A 14748-nucleotide genomic window follows, 5' to 3' on the forward strand; every position below is an offset into this window, starting at 1 on the left:
GACAAGGTGTCGCCATCTATATCCGATGCACTTACCCGTCCACTGACAGGTGTATTTTCCGGTGTGGTCAAATTCAGGTTACTGGCAACAGGGGCATCGTTAACCGGTGTTATACCGATATTAATCAAGCTGGTGGTAGTGCCGCCGTTGCCATCGCTGATGGTGACAACAAAGCTATCGCTGCCGTTGTAATTTGCATTCGGGGTGTAAACAAACGCACCGGTAGCTGGATTGACGGTCACTGAACCATTGGTTGGTTGACCGGTAACGGCATAAGCCAGTACATCACCGTCCACATCACTGGCGACTACTTGCCCAGTCAATGCAGTGTCTTCCGGTGTAGTCAGATTTTGGTTGCCGGATACCGGAGCATCATTCACCGGGTTAATGCCAATGGTGATAAGGCTGGTGGTAGTGCCGCCATTGCCATCGCTGATGGTGACAACAAAACTGTCGCTGCCGTTGTAGTTGGCGTTCGGGGTATAAACAAACGCGCCGGTAGCTGGATTGAGCGTGACAGTGCCATTGGTCGGCTGGCTAGAAACGGTGTAACCAAGCGTGTCGCCGTCCACATCCGATGCAACCACTTGGCCGTTGATTGCAACATCTTCATCGGTAACCAAATTCTGGTTATTGCTCACCGGAGCATCATTCACTGGAAGAACACCAATGGTAATAGTGCTAGTCGTTGTGCCGCCGTTGCCATCGCTGACGGTCACAACAAAGCTATCGCCGCCGTTGTAGTTAGCATTGGGCGTATAGATGAAAGCGCCGGTCACCGGATCGAGTGTAACTGTGCCATTGGCCGGTTGGCCGGTCAGGGTATAGGACAGCGTATCGCCTTCGATATCCTGCGCAACTACTTGCCCGTTGACCGGAGTATCTTCATCGGTGGTAAGGCTGATGTCATTGGTAGTCGGGGCATCGTTAACCGGCGCAATGTTCAAGGTGATGTTGGTAACACTTGAATTGCCGCGGTTATCGGTCACGGTAACCACGAAGCTGTCGGGACCGTTGTAATTGGCATTAGGGGTAAAAGTGAACTGGCCAGTCGCCGGATCAAGCACCAAGGTGCCATTGGTTGGTGGAGTGGTCAGAGTGTAGGTCAGCTGGTCGCCTTCGATATCGTTGGCAATGATTTGGCCAAACACAGTCTCATCTTCATTTGAGCTGAGTGCCTGATCAGTTACCAGAGGCGCACGATTGATATAGCCAGCGTCTTCTTGTTGTGCCGCAGCTGCACCGGTTGACGAGGTTTCATAACTATAGGATTGGGAGCCGGTTTGCTCGATCACGCGCGACAACTGCACAAAGCTGTGGCCGTCATTAGCACCGCCACCACCGTTATCACCAGCAGCAGTTTCTTCCAACTCTTCCAACAGGTCACCGCCCTGCTCCAATACGGTCAAGGCTTCTTGCACACTGGCATCACTCAACAGCGCTTCATCAGGTGTAGTTGCAGTATCGCTCGCAAAATCGCGGCTCATGCCAACTTCCTGGCCACCATTTACAACCAACGGCTCAGCATTACCAACATCCAACTCAACGCGAGCACCCTGCGCGGTTACCAAAATTTCATCGTCATTCAATGTGCTACCCACAGTCAGGGCACGCAAACTACCATCCGGCGCTTTCGCCCATGCTTGACCTTGCAGAAATGAAACCTTGGCAACGGCATTACTCATACATGACTCCACGTTATTTGGAAATGTGATGCAACTCACAAAGAGTGAGAGCGATGATGAGAGTCTAGCGGCGGAGGATAAATGTGCCATTGGACTAAAGGACAATAAGCAGAATTTTTTTTAGTTTCTTAAAAGAATAAGAAATAGATTAGTGGTTTTTTTGAAAAACCAGTTTTAAGCGCCAACCATTAGGCCGAGCGCAGCGTAATAGCTCGCTGATAGATGACTGCGAGCACTGGGTAGGTGTGATTAAAAAGGAGTATTACGCAGGTATTGATGTGAGTTTTTTTGCTGCGGAATTATTGGCGTTAACTTCTTAGTGCCGCATCACTGCTGTGAGAAAACTAATACTAATTGCAGTCGGTCGCGCACTTGCAGCTTTTCGAAAGTCGCACCCAAATGGGCTTTTACCGTTCGCTCGGTAATATCCAGATCGCGCGCAACCTCTTTGTTAGTTTTACCGGCCGCAACCAACTCCGCGACCGCGCGCTCGCGACTGGTAAGGAGTGATAGATCTGCTTTAGGTGTAGGTGTTGCAGGCAGAATACGCGCCGTCGCTAACACCAACTGCCGCATCAGTTCGGCACCCAGCCACATACCACCAGTAGCAACCACTTGCGCCACTTGCGCCAACACTTCGGCAGCTGCCAGATAATGCACGTAGCCACTCGCCCCGGCCTCTAATGCGCGGCGCGCTTCCTGTGGATTTTCAATCGCCGTCATTGCAATTACTTTTGCACCAGTTGCACTCAAGCTTTGAATTTGCAGAAAACTCAATTCATCCCGCAGTAGCAACCAGACAAAATGAGTTTCATCCACTGCAGCAACAGCAGCATCAACACGTGCCGTAGGAAAAGCTTGCAGCCAGCGCGGAGACGTTATATCAACAGGCGAAAAAAACAGGTGCGATATCATCGTTCGGTCATAGCATTTTGTTGGGCGCGCAGCACCGGCTTTAACAGATAGGCGAGAACGGTTTTCTTGCCCGTGAGAATATCTACTTGCGTCATCATGCCCGGCATAATCGGCAGCGTCGGATCAAACCCGGCGCGCTCGGTGCGCACACGCACAATATAAAACGTACGCTCTTTTTCATCGGTAATGGTGTCGGGGCTGATGTGCTCAACTTTACCTTTTAATCCACCATAAACCACAAAATCATAGGCAGTGAATTTTACAATCGCTTCCTGCCCCGGATGCAAAAACGCAATATCTTTTGGCGATACTTTTGCTTCCACTAACAACTGGTCATCGAGTGGCACCATTTCGACAACTTCATGCCCCGGCTGCACTACACCACCCACCGTATTAGTAAATACACGCTGAACAGTGCCGCGCACCGGCGAGCGAATTTCAGCGTATTTAATTTTATCGGCAAGGCCGGTACTGGTTTCAGATAAAGACGCAAGCTTACTCAATACTTCCGACAATTCATTGCGCCATTTATTGCTGGCAAGCAATTCAGTCTCGCGCAGCTTTCCTTCCGATTCTTGTACCGCCAGAATCAAACGCGACTCCTGCGACAGAGACTGCTCACGAGCGCCGCGCGCGTTAGACACCTCGCCTTCAAGGCGCAAAATTTCCACTTCAGAAATCGCACCACTCGCCAACAAAGGTTTAGTGACTTTTAATTCCTGAGTTGCCAACTCCAATGCACGTGTTGCCTGGGTTAATTTTGCGCGCACCTCATTTAATTCTTCCGAACGCTGATCCAATTGACTGCGCGCAATGCTTAATTGCTCATCCAACTCGCGGCGATTGGACTCGTATAAATTGCGTTCGTGATTAACGATGTCTGGCGCATCCGCGATTAAATCATCAGCAAAACCCAATGGGGTACTCGAGGTCAATGCCTGCAAGCGCGATGCACGTGCTTGCAGTGACAAATACTCTGCACGGTTTTCACGAAAGGTTGAAATAAAACGCGTGGGATCAATACGCAATAATAATTCCCCTTTCTCAACCACCTGCCCTTCGCGCACCAACACTTCCTGAACGACACCGCCATCAAACGATTGGATTACTTGCAACTGTGATGACGGAATAACCTTGCCTTCACCACGCGCGACTTCATCCAACTTGGCAAAGGCTGCCCACACCAGCAGCAAAAAAATAATCAACGCCATTACGCGCAGAAGCAAACGTGCGCGTATCGGTTCTTGTTGCAACTTTGCCCAATCCGAATCTGTTACCCAATCTTTTGGTTGCTCATGCAAAGGCTCAAGCCAGCGCGCATAGGCCTTGTCGATATAGCGTGTTGCAGGCAGGCCTAATTTATCCAGCCAGCGACCAATTCGTTCAAACCAGATTTTATCGCGCGTGGGCTCCATTATGATGCCCTCCCGATACGACCTTGGCGCAGCGCTTCCACCACTTGCTCTTTAGGTCCATCAGCAACAATTTTTCCGCCGTCGATCACAATAATTCGATTCACCAACTCCAAAAGCGAGGTGCGATGCGTAATCACCAATAGTGTTTTGTGCTCGGCAAATTGCACCAAATTGCGCTTGAATTCCTCTTCGCTGGTGTGATCCATTGCACCCGTAGGCTCATCCATCAATAGAATCGGCGGATCACTTAACAGCGCGCGTGCGATACTTACCGCCTGCCGCTGACCTCCGGATAACAATTGCCCCTGCTCTCCAACCGGCATCGCTAATCCCATAGGGTGTTGATTTACAAAATCAGTTAGCCCACTTAAACGCACCGCTTCAATAATTGCTTCATCATTTGCATGAGGTGCACCCATCGCAATGTTGTCGCGCAGCGAACCAAAAAATAAATTCACATCTTGCGATACATAACCGATGTTGCGGCGCAATTCTGCCGGGTCGAGTTGGCGAATGTCTATTCCATCCAATAATACCGTACCGGCAACAGGTTCATATAAACCGGCTATTAATTTTTCAATGGTGGTTTTACCCGATCCATTACGGCCAAGTATGGCAATACGCTCGCCGGGATTAATTTTGAAACTGACATCGCGCAATACTTCGCGTTCGTCTTGTGGATATTTGAATGCGACCTTTTTAAATTCGATTCCACCTTGCAAACGCGGGCGACTGATCCAATTGGCATCGACCGGGCGCTCAACCGGTTTCTGCATAATCATATCCAGCGCCGTTAATGCAGTCGCAGCACTGTGGTATTGCATTAACAAACCTGCAGTTTGCCCAACCGGCGCCATAATGCGTGAAGACAACATATAGGCAGCAATTAATCCGCCCTGACTCAAATTGCCATCAATAACCTGATACACACCAACAATAATAATCACCACCGACACCGCTTGCTGAATCCACATGGTAGTGGTGCCAACAGAGCCGGATAACAAACGCATCTTCACGCCCACGCGCGACACCAGTAGCGTCGTTTTTTCCCACACCGCTTGCATGCGCCCTTCTGCACCAAGGGTTTTTACAGTTTCCAGAGCGCTCAAACTTTCAACCAATGTTGCGTTGCGCTGCCCTGAGGCTTGCATGGAGTTTTCCGACAACAAATGCATTTTGTGTTGTACTGCAGCGGTATACATCATCACCAATGCAACACCAACCAAAATGGGCAACACCAATGGCCATGAAATCAATAACACAACAATTAAAAACAGAAAGACAAATGGCAAATCCACCAACGCCAAAATAGTTGCCGATGAAATAAAACTACGGACAGCTTCAAATGATTGCAGACCAGATGTGAAAGAACCAACGGATGCTGGTCGCTCAGACAATTTCATTCCCAGCACGCGCTCCATAATGCTGGCAGAGAGAGTCACGTCAACACGGCTTGCCGCCAAATCGACAAACCAGGCGCGCATCATACGCAATACAAAATCGGCGCTAATCGCAATTAGCATTCCGAACGCAAGCACCCAAAGAGTATCGGTTGCATGGTTAGGTACAACACGGTCATAAACATTCATTACAAACAATGGCGAGACCAACGCAAAAAAATTGATCAGCAACGCCGTGAGCAACACATCGCGATACAAATACTTATGATCAGCAATAACACTCCAAAACCAATGCGCACTCTTATTTTTTGCGTTGACGTTTTTACCAATCTCCGCCGTGTGTGCATCAAAACGCTCCATCGGACGCACATAAATCGCCCGCCCAGTGTAGCTATTTAAAAGTTCAGCGACAGGTACATTCACCACGGCATCACCCAATTCAGGATAAAGCAGTTGGGCATGATCGGCTTTGATCGAAAGCAAGACGCACGCCTGATTATCTGCCAGCAAAAGCACGGCAGGAAACAAAGCGTTATTTAAGTGTGTTAATTCACGCTGCACGATCTTGCTGGTAAGTCCGGCGCGCTTTGCAGCGCGGGCAAATAAAGCAGGAGTGAGCTGATGGGATTCCAACGGCAAACCGGCCAGCAAAGCTTCGCGGGTACTGGTGATTTGGTGTGCACGCGCAATGAGCAATAAACATTCGAGTAGCGGCCCGCCGTTAAGCGCAGCGATAGGAACATCCGTGGAAGGTTGAACGTCAAGGGTCATTGTGGCTCCGGGAGCAGCAAGCGGGTAAGGCACATTAACAACGAAGGATTGCAGCGGTGCGACTAAAAGCTTCTGTAATATAGTTGCCGATTGCATTACACGCAATTTCATTCACCGGGATTTTACCCCGGGCATAAAAAAACGCATCAAACTGCTGGAGCTTGATGCGTTTTGGCTGATTTAAAAAATCAACACGAATGGGCCTTTTATTCGCTGCGAGTTACCGTGACATCTACGCGACGGTTGGCCGCTTTACCTGCGTCGGTATTGTTATCAGCTACCGGACGCGCTGCGCCAAATCCATCAACCGTCATCGGAATCGCTTCCAAACCATTCAATACAAAGTAATCGCGTACACGCTGTGCGCGTGCTTTTGACAATGGGATATTCAGCGCATCAGTACCGGTGTTGTCAGTATGACCTTCAATACTAATCTGCACTACCTTCGGGGTAGCCTTGATATCAGCAACTAATTTGTCCAACTTTTGTGTCGCGCCAGCTTTCAATTGCGAGCTGCCCACATCGAATAAGGCATCGCCAGCAAGCGGAGTTACCTGGCTAATAAGATCGTCACGTCCTAAAGCAACCGGTGCAACATCCGGGCAAGCCGATTCAGAAATATTGAGCGAATCATTTACTTTGGTGTCATGCAACACACCCAAGCCATCGCGCATAATCCCCAGTGCTGGCAACAAACTACCCATTGAAGCCAATGAACGTGCATGTGCAATTTCCAGATCGCCATTTGCAATAATCAATGCGCGGCTTGCCTGGAAATATTCATTTTCAGCATCCAACAAATCGAGCAAGGTACGTTGACCGATATTAAATTGTTCTGAATAAGCAGCACGCACTTTATCGCTCGACATGCGGTGTTGCTGCAAAGAGGTCAGCTGCTCACGGATGCGTCTCGCATCGTTGTAGGCAATTTGGGTATCCTGACGTAAATCAACACACGCCTGATCGCGCAAATCTTTCGCCTGATTTACTTGCTCCAATGAGCGACGCACTGCAGCGCGATTAGCACCACCACTATAGAGGTTGTAAGTCAGCGCCAATTCAACTGCACTTTCATCACCGTAGTTATCCGGATCAGTACGATTATCAAAACCATTTTGGCTACGACTGGTCACTTGGCGAGCACGAATTTCTGCTTTCGGATAATAGCCAGCACGCTCTACTTTCACTGCCGCTTGTGCAGCGCTGATATTTTTAATCGCAGCATGGAAACCAGGATTTCCCTGATAAGCCAGCGTCAATGCAGTGCGAATATTTTCAGGAAGTTTTTGCTGCGCCAGATCCATTTCCGCCAAATCTTCTGCCGGCAAATGCCCAACCACGCGCAGGTAACGCGCAGTCACATCATGCAGATTGGATGCCTCGGTTAACAAATTCGATTCAGCCAACGCCAAACGCCCGGCAACCTGCTCCAAATCCACACGGCGACCCACACCGGAAGTCGCGCGCTCTTCAATTTGGCTGTAAACCTCGCGATGCTTACCGTAATTATTGCGCGCAAGATTTACCAAATCGCGATTGCGTTTTACATCTTCATAAGCGCGCACAGCTTCAAGTGCAGTAGTTTCAACGGTATTCAACAGCTCGTAATAACGCACCAAGCGCGCGCTATCAAAACGAGAAACTTCACCTGAAGTGCGGAAACCATCAAACAGCATTTGGCTCAGAGTCACCTGCGCTTGATTGTTGGTATAACTGGCACGACCATCGTAATCGCGATTGGTTTTTCCAGTTGATGCACCTATATCCACAGTCGGTAGATAGCCTGCGCGCGCAACTCGCACATCCTGACCTGCAGCACTAAACGCATGCCAGCTCGCCTGTACATCAGGGTTGGACTCAATTGCCTGTAAGGCAGCATCTTTTACCGTGTTTGCCGGAGCAGTTGTTTGCGCTGCAACCTGTCCAGAGAAGGCAACAATTGACATCAATGCAAGAGAGTGAGTGACAAGGGATACGCGATTAAAGAGAGAGAGTGCCATTAGAATTTTTCCACATGGGTTACACGAAACAGTAAAACCAGGACTGAAACCTTAAAACAATAAAAACCGACAACACTGATTACATACTAGCCAATATGAATCTAACGATTAGCTTAGTCGCTCAATTGCGAGTCTTCCGCTTTAAGCAAGGAAAGACCGCAAAAAAGTATGGTAGTACGCAGTACAACTTATATAACGCGGCTATCCATAGAGAATGCGAGTTCTTAAATGAACGCAGGGGGGGCAAGAAAATCCTTGTTGCAGAAGCCAAACCAACCACATCCGAAGCAGCGAATCGCGTGCTTTTTTTGGTGCAACTTTACAATTGATAATTTGGATATAAAAACGGATTTTTTATAAAAAACACACCAATTATGGCACAAAAAACATCCAATCCAACTATTTAATCATAACTTAGCGATACCTTATGCCACAACCTTATTTGTAAATGTGACAAAAATCACAGTTTTTTAATTACTTAATAACCAAATAATTGATCAAAACGCTGCCATTTTTTACTTTTTGCTATAAATACCAATCGTGAAGTCCAAAGTATCACTCAATTCACTGGTTAAAATTGCTTCACGCAGCTCAGGCGTTAGGCGCCATGCAAAGGGGGTCATATCTAGCAATGCGGCACAGAGCTCTTTATGCTTCACAATTAATTCGCTCTGAACGCGGTCTTGCCCCACCATTTCAAACCCTTGTGGGACTTCTGGCGGGAGGTGCGGACGAACATCCTTATATATACGTGAGCGTAGACAAAATAGATGATTTTCACCGGGCGCCACTATAACCAACCTGCCCTCGGGCTTTATTACACGCCATAACTCGGCATCTTTGCTGGGGGCGTAAATACGGGTGATGAAATCAATCGATTCATCTGCAATGGGTAGGTCAGCACTCGATGCAACACAGTAAACCAAATTGCCATTTTCCTTTGCAGCTTTAGCCGCGAGGCGTACACCGGCCTTGGCAATATCGATTCCGTACACACTTGCGTTTGGTCTTGCAGAAGAAAGCCCGGCAGTGAAATAACCTTCACCGCAGCCAATATCCAGTACAGTTTTAGCATCGGGGGGTAACAATTCTTGTAGCCGTGTTTTGAGTGGCTCAAAAAATCCTGCCTGCAAAAATTGGCGGCGCGCTTGTAATTGTTCCTTGGCATCACCTGGTTCGCGCGAGTGCTTATTTTGCACAGGCAGCAAATTAAAATAACCTTCTTTTGCGCGATCAAATTGATGGCGATTGTCGCACGCGAGACCTTGGGTATTTTGCAGCAATGGGTGATGACAAAGCGGGCAGCGCAATTCTTTCATAACGGACATAACAGAGATTTTCAGTGATGGCAAAAAATTAGCGCGCAGGATGCCGACTCGCCTTTGATTTAGCAAGCCAGCAAAAAATAACAAACACCAGCAATCTATAAAGTAGATTGCTGGTGCGGGAGGTTAATTAACTTTCTTCAGGGATTTCGTAACGATCAATAATGTCGCGCACCAAACCGCTGCGCACAATGTCTTCACGTTCAAACTCATGCACGTATACATTCGCCAAACCATCTAACAAATTGACTGCATCCTCCAAACCGTTAGGGCCGCGAATATCACTCTGTTTAATATCGCCGTTGATGACGACCTTACAATCTTCGCCGATCCGGGTGAGGAACATTTTCATCTGTGCCGGACTGGTGTTTTGTGCTTCATCAAGAATCACAAAGGTTTTGCTATTAAAGGTTTTACCGCGCATAAACGCGAGCGGTGCAGCAACTATGCGACCATGGCGTAAACAATAGTCAACCGTTCCAGCACCGAGGCGTTCATTTAAAATATCGCGGAAGGCATCGATATACACAGAAAACTTTTCATCGAGATCACCCGGTAAAAAACCAAGGTTTTCACCCGACTCCACCGCCGGACGCGTAAGAATAATGCGCTCAATACGACCGGATTCCAGCGCTTCCGCTGCCAATGCACCCGCACAATAACTTTTACCGGTACCGGCTGGGCCAATACCAAAGGTGAGCATGTGGCTATTGATAGCGTTGATGTATTGCTGCTGGGATTTGTTTTTAGCGCGGAGAGGTTGGGCTGAGCGAGGTGGAGAGTAGGCTGTTTCGACTTGTTGCGAGCGGGATTTTATTTCGACAATATTGTCATCACTTCGTTGATTCTTTCGCGATTTATGTCGCGACGCTGGATAGCTGGAGTCATCATATGAGTGATGGTTTGCACTACGTCTGGCATGCGTTTTTCTTGCCATAAAGAATAATCCCCTTCAGGTCTGAGAATAATACGGGCAGTTTTACAAAAGCCCAATATTGTGAAGTTACCCGAGAACGCAATTTTCTATGGAATGATGTCTGTGTCGTTTACCCCCTTTATTACTCATTGAACAGTGGATGATTACTAAGCTTCAACTACTAACTTAAATCGCCAATTCAAAAACAATAAAACAATTCGAGTAAAGCACTTTCAATAAAACAGAATTTTATGACAGATAGGTGACGCTGACGTTTGTCAGGAACCTACTTAATTGCTGGGAGGTGGTTACTGGTTATTTCACCACCTTTGATCTGATACTAGGCTTATTTTAAAAAGCGGTCAATCACTTGTTTGAAATAAAATTGACATGCATTTAAGCACCTCATGAATGAGATTTATTTACTCATCACTATCGTCGACCTGCTTGGTGATCTTCTTTTTCGGCGGTGCGAAACCATCAACTAAAGCAGCTGTCTTAAGTGCTGTAGGAACACGGCGATTGCCGATGTTTTTCTTATCCCGCTCACGCACTTTTACTTTGGGCGCATCCGCCTTTTTCTCTTTTGCCGTTGTTTTCTTTTTAGTACCAACGGATTTGCCTGAAGATTTGGTTTTGTCCGGGCCTTGATATTTACCCTTCAAACCCGGCATAGTAATTGTCTCGAATGTTGCGCCAAGATAGCGCTCGATTCCTTTGGTGAGATTCCACTCCTTCTTATCCACCAGAGACACTGCCCTACCCTCGTTATCGGCACGTCCAGTGCGGCCGATACGATGTAAATATTCATCGCCCGAATAAGCCATATCCATATTCACTACCAACTCAACGCCGGGGATATCCAAACCGCGCGCAGCCACATCTGTTGCAACCAAAATTGTGGTTCTGCCTTGGCGGAAATGATCCAAGGTGATTTTGCGTTGGTCTTGGGTGATATCACCGTGCAAGGTACCTACACGGAATTTGTTGTAGCGCAGCAGGTTATCCAATTGCGTTGCTTTCACTTTGGTATTCGTGAAAATAATTGCCTTCTCGAATGTGGATTTTTGCAGCAGCGCGAGCAGCAGTTTTTCTTTGTGCTTGTAGTCGTCAGCCAACAGCATTTGCTGGACAATATCATTTGGCTTTTCATCGATATAAATTTCCTGCGCCTCACCAAGAATCACTTGCTTGATCAAATGACGCAGACCTTTTTGTTCCATGGTTGCCGAGAACAAAAACGTCTGGCGCTCGGTGCGGCAGGTATTGGTGATTTTGAGTACATCTTCGCTCAAGCCCATATCGAGCATACGATCCGCCTCATCCAATACCAGAAATTCAAGCCCGGAAAATTCTGTCGATTTATGGGCAACATGCTCAGCCAAACGACCCGGCGTCCCCACTACAATTTCAGGATTCTTCCGCAACATCGCTTTTTGGTATTTTAATTCTTCACCGCCACACACCATGCCCACTTTCAAGCCAGTGAATTTGAGCAGCTGCTCGGCGTTCTTTACGATTTGACGAGCCAACTCGCGGGTGGGCGTCAAGATAAGAATGCGTGTGGAGCTAGCGTTTACCGCTGGCTTGGCAAGAATCGCCTGCAGCGCGGGCAACAAAAATGCCGCTGTTTTACCGCTACCGGTTTTGGAGCTGACAATAAGGTTCTGACCCGCCACCGCTGCCGGAATCGCCTTGAGCTGCACCGGAGTGGGTTGTTCGTAACCCAATGCATCAATTGCTTTACGCAATTGGCTGTCGCTAATCAGGTCGTGAAAAACAGGCTGAGTCATTAAGAACCTCGATAATCAATAAAAAGATAGGTTTTACCCGCAAAAGGCCGCGCAATCTACGCAGGGTTGAACAAATTATCAACCAAAACCGGCTAAAATGCCGACCTTTGAACGAACCTGAGCAAGTCTATGCGCATTATGTTGGCCCCGATGGAGGGCGTTGTTGAACATCATGTACGCGACATACTATCGCGTATTGGTGGATTGGATGGCTGCGTGACCGAGTTTATCCGTGTTACCGACCAGAAATTACCCTACAAAGTCTTTTATAAGTTCGCCCAAGAACTGGAAACCGATTGTAAAACCCCAAACGGCACCCCAGTGCGTGTGCAGTTGCTCGGCAGTAAACCAGAACCTATGGCGATCAATGCATTGGAATTGGTCCGCTACGGCGCCAAAGCGATTGATTTGAATTTTGGCTGCCCCGCAAAAACCGTCAATTCTCACGAGGGCGGCGCCTGCCTGCTGCGCACACCGGATCGCGTTTACTCCATTATTAAAGCCGTGCGCGATGCAGTCCCGCAGGACATTCCCGTCACTGCCAAAATCCGGCTTGGTTATGAAGATCGCAGCAGCTACATGGATAATGCCCGCGCGGTAGAAGCCGCCGGCGCCAATGAACTCACTGTGCACGCACGCTCCAAAGCCGATGGCTACAAACCGCCAGCCTATTGGAATTACATTGCCGACATCCGCGCCGAACTCAAAATCCCGGTGATCGCCAATGGCGAAATCTGGTCAGTCGCAGATTACTTACGCTGCAAAGAACAATCGAACGGTGCCGATGTGATGCTCGGACGCGGCCTGCTCGCCTGCCCCGATCTCGCCCGTCAGATTAAAGCGCATATAAAAGGTGAAGATTACACGCCACTCACCTGGAGCCAAATCTGCAATATGCTGTACGACTACTACAAGCTAACCACGCCGCTTTATTGTGAGCGCAATTGCGGCAATCGGGTAAAACAATGGCTGATGTATTTGAGCCGTGAATATCCACAAGCAGTCGTGTTTTTTGAAGTCATCAAGCGCAAAACAACACCGCAAGAAATTGATGCCTGTTTTGTCGAGGCACTACAGGCCTGCGATTAAACCATCGTCCATAAAAAAGCCCGTGATCAACACGGGCTTTATCTCTCACCATCTTTCATCATTTTGGTTTAGTGCAGTAAATCGTCAAAACCGCCAATCAGATCTTTGGTTTCATCTATACGTTCAGTCAATTTCACCAGGTTAATACCCAGCTTGGTCGCCAAATCATTCGGGAAATGCTCCATCAAAGTCGCACCACCGTCTCGCTCATTCTCATGCACTATGTAATCCGCGATATTGATTAACGCCGCATAGCGCGAAAACTCAGGCGCAGATTCCGGATTCAATTGGTAGCGAATACCGGCCACTATCGCATCGGGAAACTTCCAACGGTTAGCCAACTCAGCGCCGGCTTCCGGGAAGTTAAAGCCGAGCACATTCTTTTCGATATCCGAATTACGCGCACCGCGATCCACGACCTTCTGGATCTCTTTGCACTCTTCCGGCAGCAGGATATGAATCAGTAACTCACCGATATTGTGGATCATGCCGCAAGTAAAGGCCGTCTCCGCATCATCTTTAGAAAACTTCGCCAGCCACTTACAGGTACTGGCCACTGCGAAACTGTTGTGCCAGAAGGCCGGCAAATCAAAACCTTCCGGCGCTTTGAATGCGCCCGTCATACCCGATGCCAACACCAATGTCCGCACCGCATTAAAGCCCAGCACAAACACCGCATCACTCACCGAACCCACTTTACGGTTACCACCGTAATGCGCCGAATTCGCCGCTCGCAATACTTTTGCTGTCAGTACCTGATCAGCACTGATTTTTTTAGCAATCGCCTCGTTATTAATATTCTCATCGCCAAAACTCTCTATCAGCTCTTGAACCACTTTAGGAATATTTGGCAACTTTTGTGCGTTATCAATTAAATTTTTAAGCTCCACGATACCCTCACTTAATCTGACCTAATGTACAGGCAGCAGCTATAGCTAACTCAAAACTTTCCACCTGCTTTGGGTATAGCAAAAGTTATGGGGATAGCAATAAGTAAAGTAAGGAATTGGAATTTAATAACAGAAATAGGATCGCCAGCAGAATTAAATATGACGAAAACAAAAAGGCCCGTCATTTCTGACGGGCCTTTCTTTATATGGCGCACTCGGGAGGATTCGAACCTCCGACCGCTCGGTTCGTAGCCGAGTACTCTATCCAGCTGAGCTACGAGTGCGTTGTTGAGGCGCGCATTTTATTGATCGGGGTTCAGTGAGTCAAGCATTTATTTGATTTTTTTGTGCGAAACTTTCAAATTAATGCTTTATAAATCAATGAAATACAAATTTCGATCAACCTGTACAAACAACAAACTGTTGCGCGCGGACTGTACAGTTGGGTCTTGCTAAAAATGGCGGTGAGAGAGGGAGTCGAACCCTCGATACCTTGCGGTATACACACTTTCCAGGCGTGCTCCTTCGGCCACTCGGACATCTCACCGT

The 14748-nt window shown here is 48.0% G+C and carries 10 protein-coding genes and 2 tRNA genes; 1 reads left to right on the forward strand and 11 read right to left on the reverse strand.

Annotated elements, in window-relative coordinates:
• The 8 genes from AAGC78_RS20980 to AAGC78_RS21015 all read right to left on the reverse strand — a co-directional run.
• On the reverse strand, positions 1 to 1685 hold a 1685-nt coding region (locus AAGC78_RS20980), incomplete at its 3' end, for a retention module-containing protein (RefSeq protein WP_435786067.1).
• A 327-nt stretch (positions 1686 to 2012) separates the two neighbouring features.
• Positions 2013 to 2600, reverse strand: a complete 588-nt coding sequence (locus AAGC78_RS20985) for a LuxR C-terminal-related transcriptional regulator (RefSeq protein ID WP_435786068.1) — start codon at positions 2598 to 2600, stop codon at positions 2013 to 2015.
• On the reverse strand, positions 2597 to 4015 hold the full coding sequence (locus tag AAGC78_RS20990) for an HlyD family type I secretion periplasmic adaptor subunit (RefSeq protein ID WP_435786069.1): 1419 nt from the start codon (positions 4013 to 4015) through the stop codon (positions 2597 to 2599). Before AAGC78_RS20990 ends, AAGC78_RS20985 begins: the two co-directional genes overlap by 4 nt.
• Complete coding sequence (locus AAGC78_RS20995; protein WP_435786070.1) at positions 4015 to 6186, reverse strand: type I secretion system permease/ATPase; 2172 nt, start codon at positions 6184 to 6186, stop codon at positions 4015 to 4017. Before AAGC78_RS20995 ends, AAGC78_RS20990 begins: the two co-directional genes overlap by 1 nt.
• A gap of 206 nt (positions 6187 to 6392) precedes the next feature.
• Positions 6393 to 8186 carry a TolC family outer membrane protein gene (locus tag AAGC78_RS21000; RefSeq protein WP_435786071.1) on the reverse strand — a complete coding sequence of 598 codons (1794 nt, stop codon included), beginning with the start codon at positions 8184 to 8186 and terminating at the stop codon, positions 6393 to 6395.
• Between the two features lie 515 nt (positions 8187 to 8701).
• Positions 8702 to 9514: a putative RNA methyltransferase gene (locus AAGC78_RS21005; RefSeq protein ID WP_435786072.1), complete on the reverse strand. Its 813-nt coding sequence runs from the start codon at positions 9512 to 9514 to the stop codon at positions 8702 to 8704.
• 127 nt (positions 9515 to 9641) lie between these two features.
• Positions 9642 to 10448: a PhoH family protein gene (locus AAGC78_RS21010; protein WP_435786073.1), complete on the reverse strand. Its 807-nt coding sequence runs from the start codon at positions 10446 to 10448 to the stop codon at positions 9642 to 9644.
• A gap of 401 nt (positions 10449 to 10849) precedes the next feature.
• Complete coding sequence (locus tag AAGC78_RS21015; RefSeq protein WP_435786074.1) at positions 10850 to 12220, reverse strand: DEAD/DEAH box helicase; 1371 nt, start codon at positions 12218 to 12220, stop codon at positions 10850 to 10852.
• Positions 12221 to 12349: 129 nt separating this feature from the next.
• Here AAGC78_RS21015 and AAGC78_RS21020 point away from each other — a divergent pair, with 129 nt between their 5' ends.
• Positions 12350 to 13309, forward strand: coding sequence for a tRNA dihydrouridine synthase (locus AAGC78_RS21020; protein ID WP_435786075.1), 960 nt, complete (start codon positions 12350 to 12352; stop codon positions 13307 to 13309).
• 68 nt (positions 13310 to 13377) lie between these two features.
• On the opposite strand, the gene AAGC78_RS21025 is transcribed toward AAGC78_RS21020, so the two are convergent.
• The 3 genes from AAGC78_RS21025 to AAGC78_RS21035 all read right to left on the reverse strand — a co-directional run bounded on the left by AAGC78_RS21025 (position 13378) and on the right by AAGC78_RS21035 (position 14746).
• A complete protein-coding gene (locus tag AAGC78_RS21025) occupies positions 13378 to 14199 on the reverse strand; it encodes an HDOD domain-containing protein (RefSeq protein WP_435786076.1) in 822 nt (273 codons plus the stop codon).
• 207 nt (positions 14200 to 14406) lie between these two features.
• A tRNA-Arg gene (locus AAGC78_RS21030) sits at positions 14407 to 14483 on the reverse strand.
• Positions 14484 to 14658: 175 nt separating this feature from the next.
• Positions 14659 to 14746: transfer RNA gene (locus AAGC78_RS21035), tRNA-Ser, on the reverse strand.
• Positions 14747 to 14748: the final 2 nt, after the last annotated feature.

Origin of the sequence: Cellvibrio sp. (genome assembly GCF_039207905.1) — a bacterium.
In the GTDB taxonomy this organism is placed as follows: domain Bacteria; phylum Pseudomonadota; class Gammaproteobacteria; order Pseudomonadales; family Cellvibrionaceae; genus Cellvibrio.

Bases quoted from the DNA above. Each gene is read 5' to 3' on its own strand.
- AAGC78_RS21005 (WP_435786072.1), bottom strand. From the start codon at position 9,514: ATGTCCGTTATGAAAGAATTGCGCTGCCCGCTTTGTCATCACCCATTG.
- AAGC78_RS21000 (WP_435786071.1), bottom strand. From the start codon at position 8,186: ATGGCACTCTCTCTCTTTAATCGCGTATCCCTTGTCACTCACTCTCTT.
- AAGC78_RS20985 (WP_435786068.1), bottom strand. From the start codon at position 2,600: ATGATATCGCACCTGTTTTTTTCGCCTGTTGATATAACGTCTCCGCGC.
- AAGC78_RS21020 (WP_435786075.1), top strand. From the start codon at position 12,350: ATGCGCATTATGTTGGCCCCGATGGAGGGCGTTGTTGAACATCATGTA.
- AAGC78_RS20995 (WP_435786070.1), bottom strand. From the start codon at position 6,186: ATGACCCTTGACGTTCAACCTTCCACGGATGTTCCTATCGCTGCGCTT.
- AAGC78_RS21010 (WP_435786073.1), bottom strand. From the start codon at position 10,448: ATGGCAAGAAAAACGCATGCCAGACGTAGTGCAAACCATCACTCATAT.
- AAGC78_RS21015 (WP_435786074.1), bottom strand. From the start codon at position 12,220: ATGACTCAGCCTGTTTTTCACGACCTGATTAGCGACAGCCAATTGCGT.
- AAGC78_RS20990 (WP_435786069.1), bottom strand. From the start codon at position 4,015: ATGGAGCCCACGCGCGATAAAATCTGGTTTGAACGAATTGGTCGCTGG.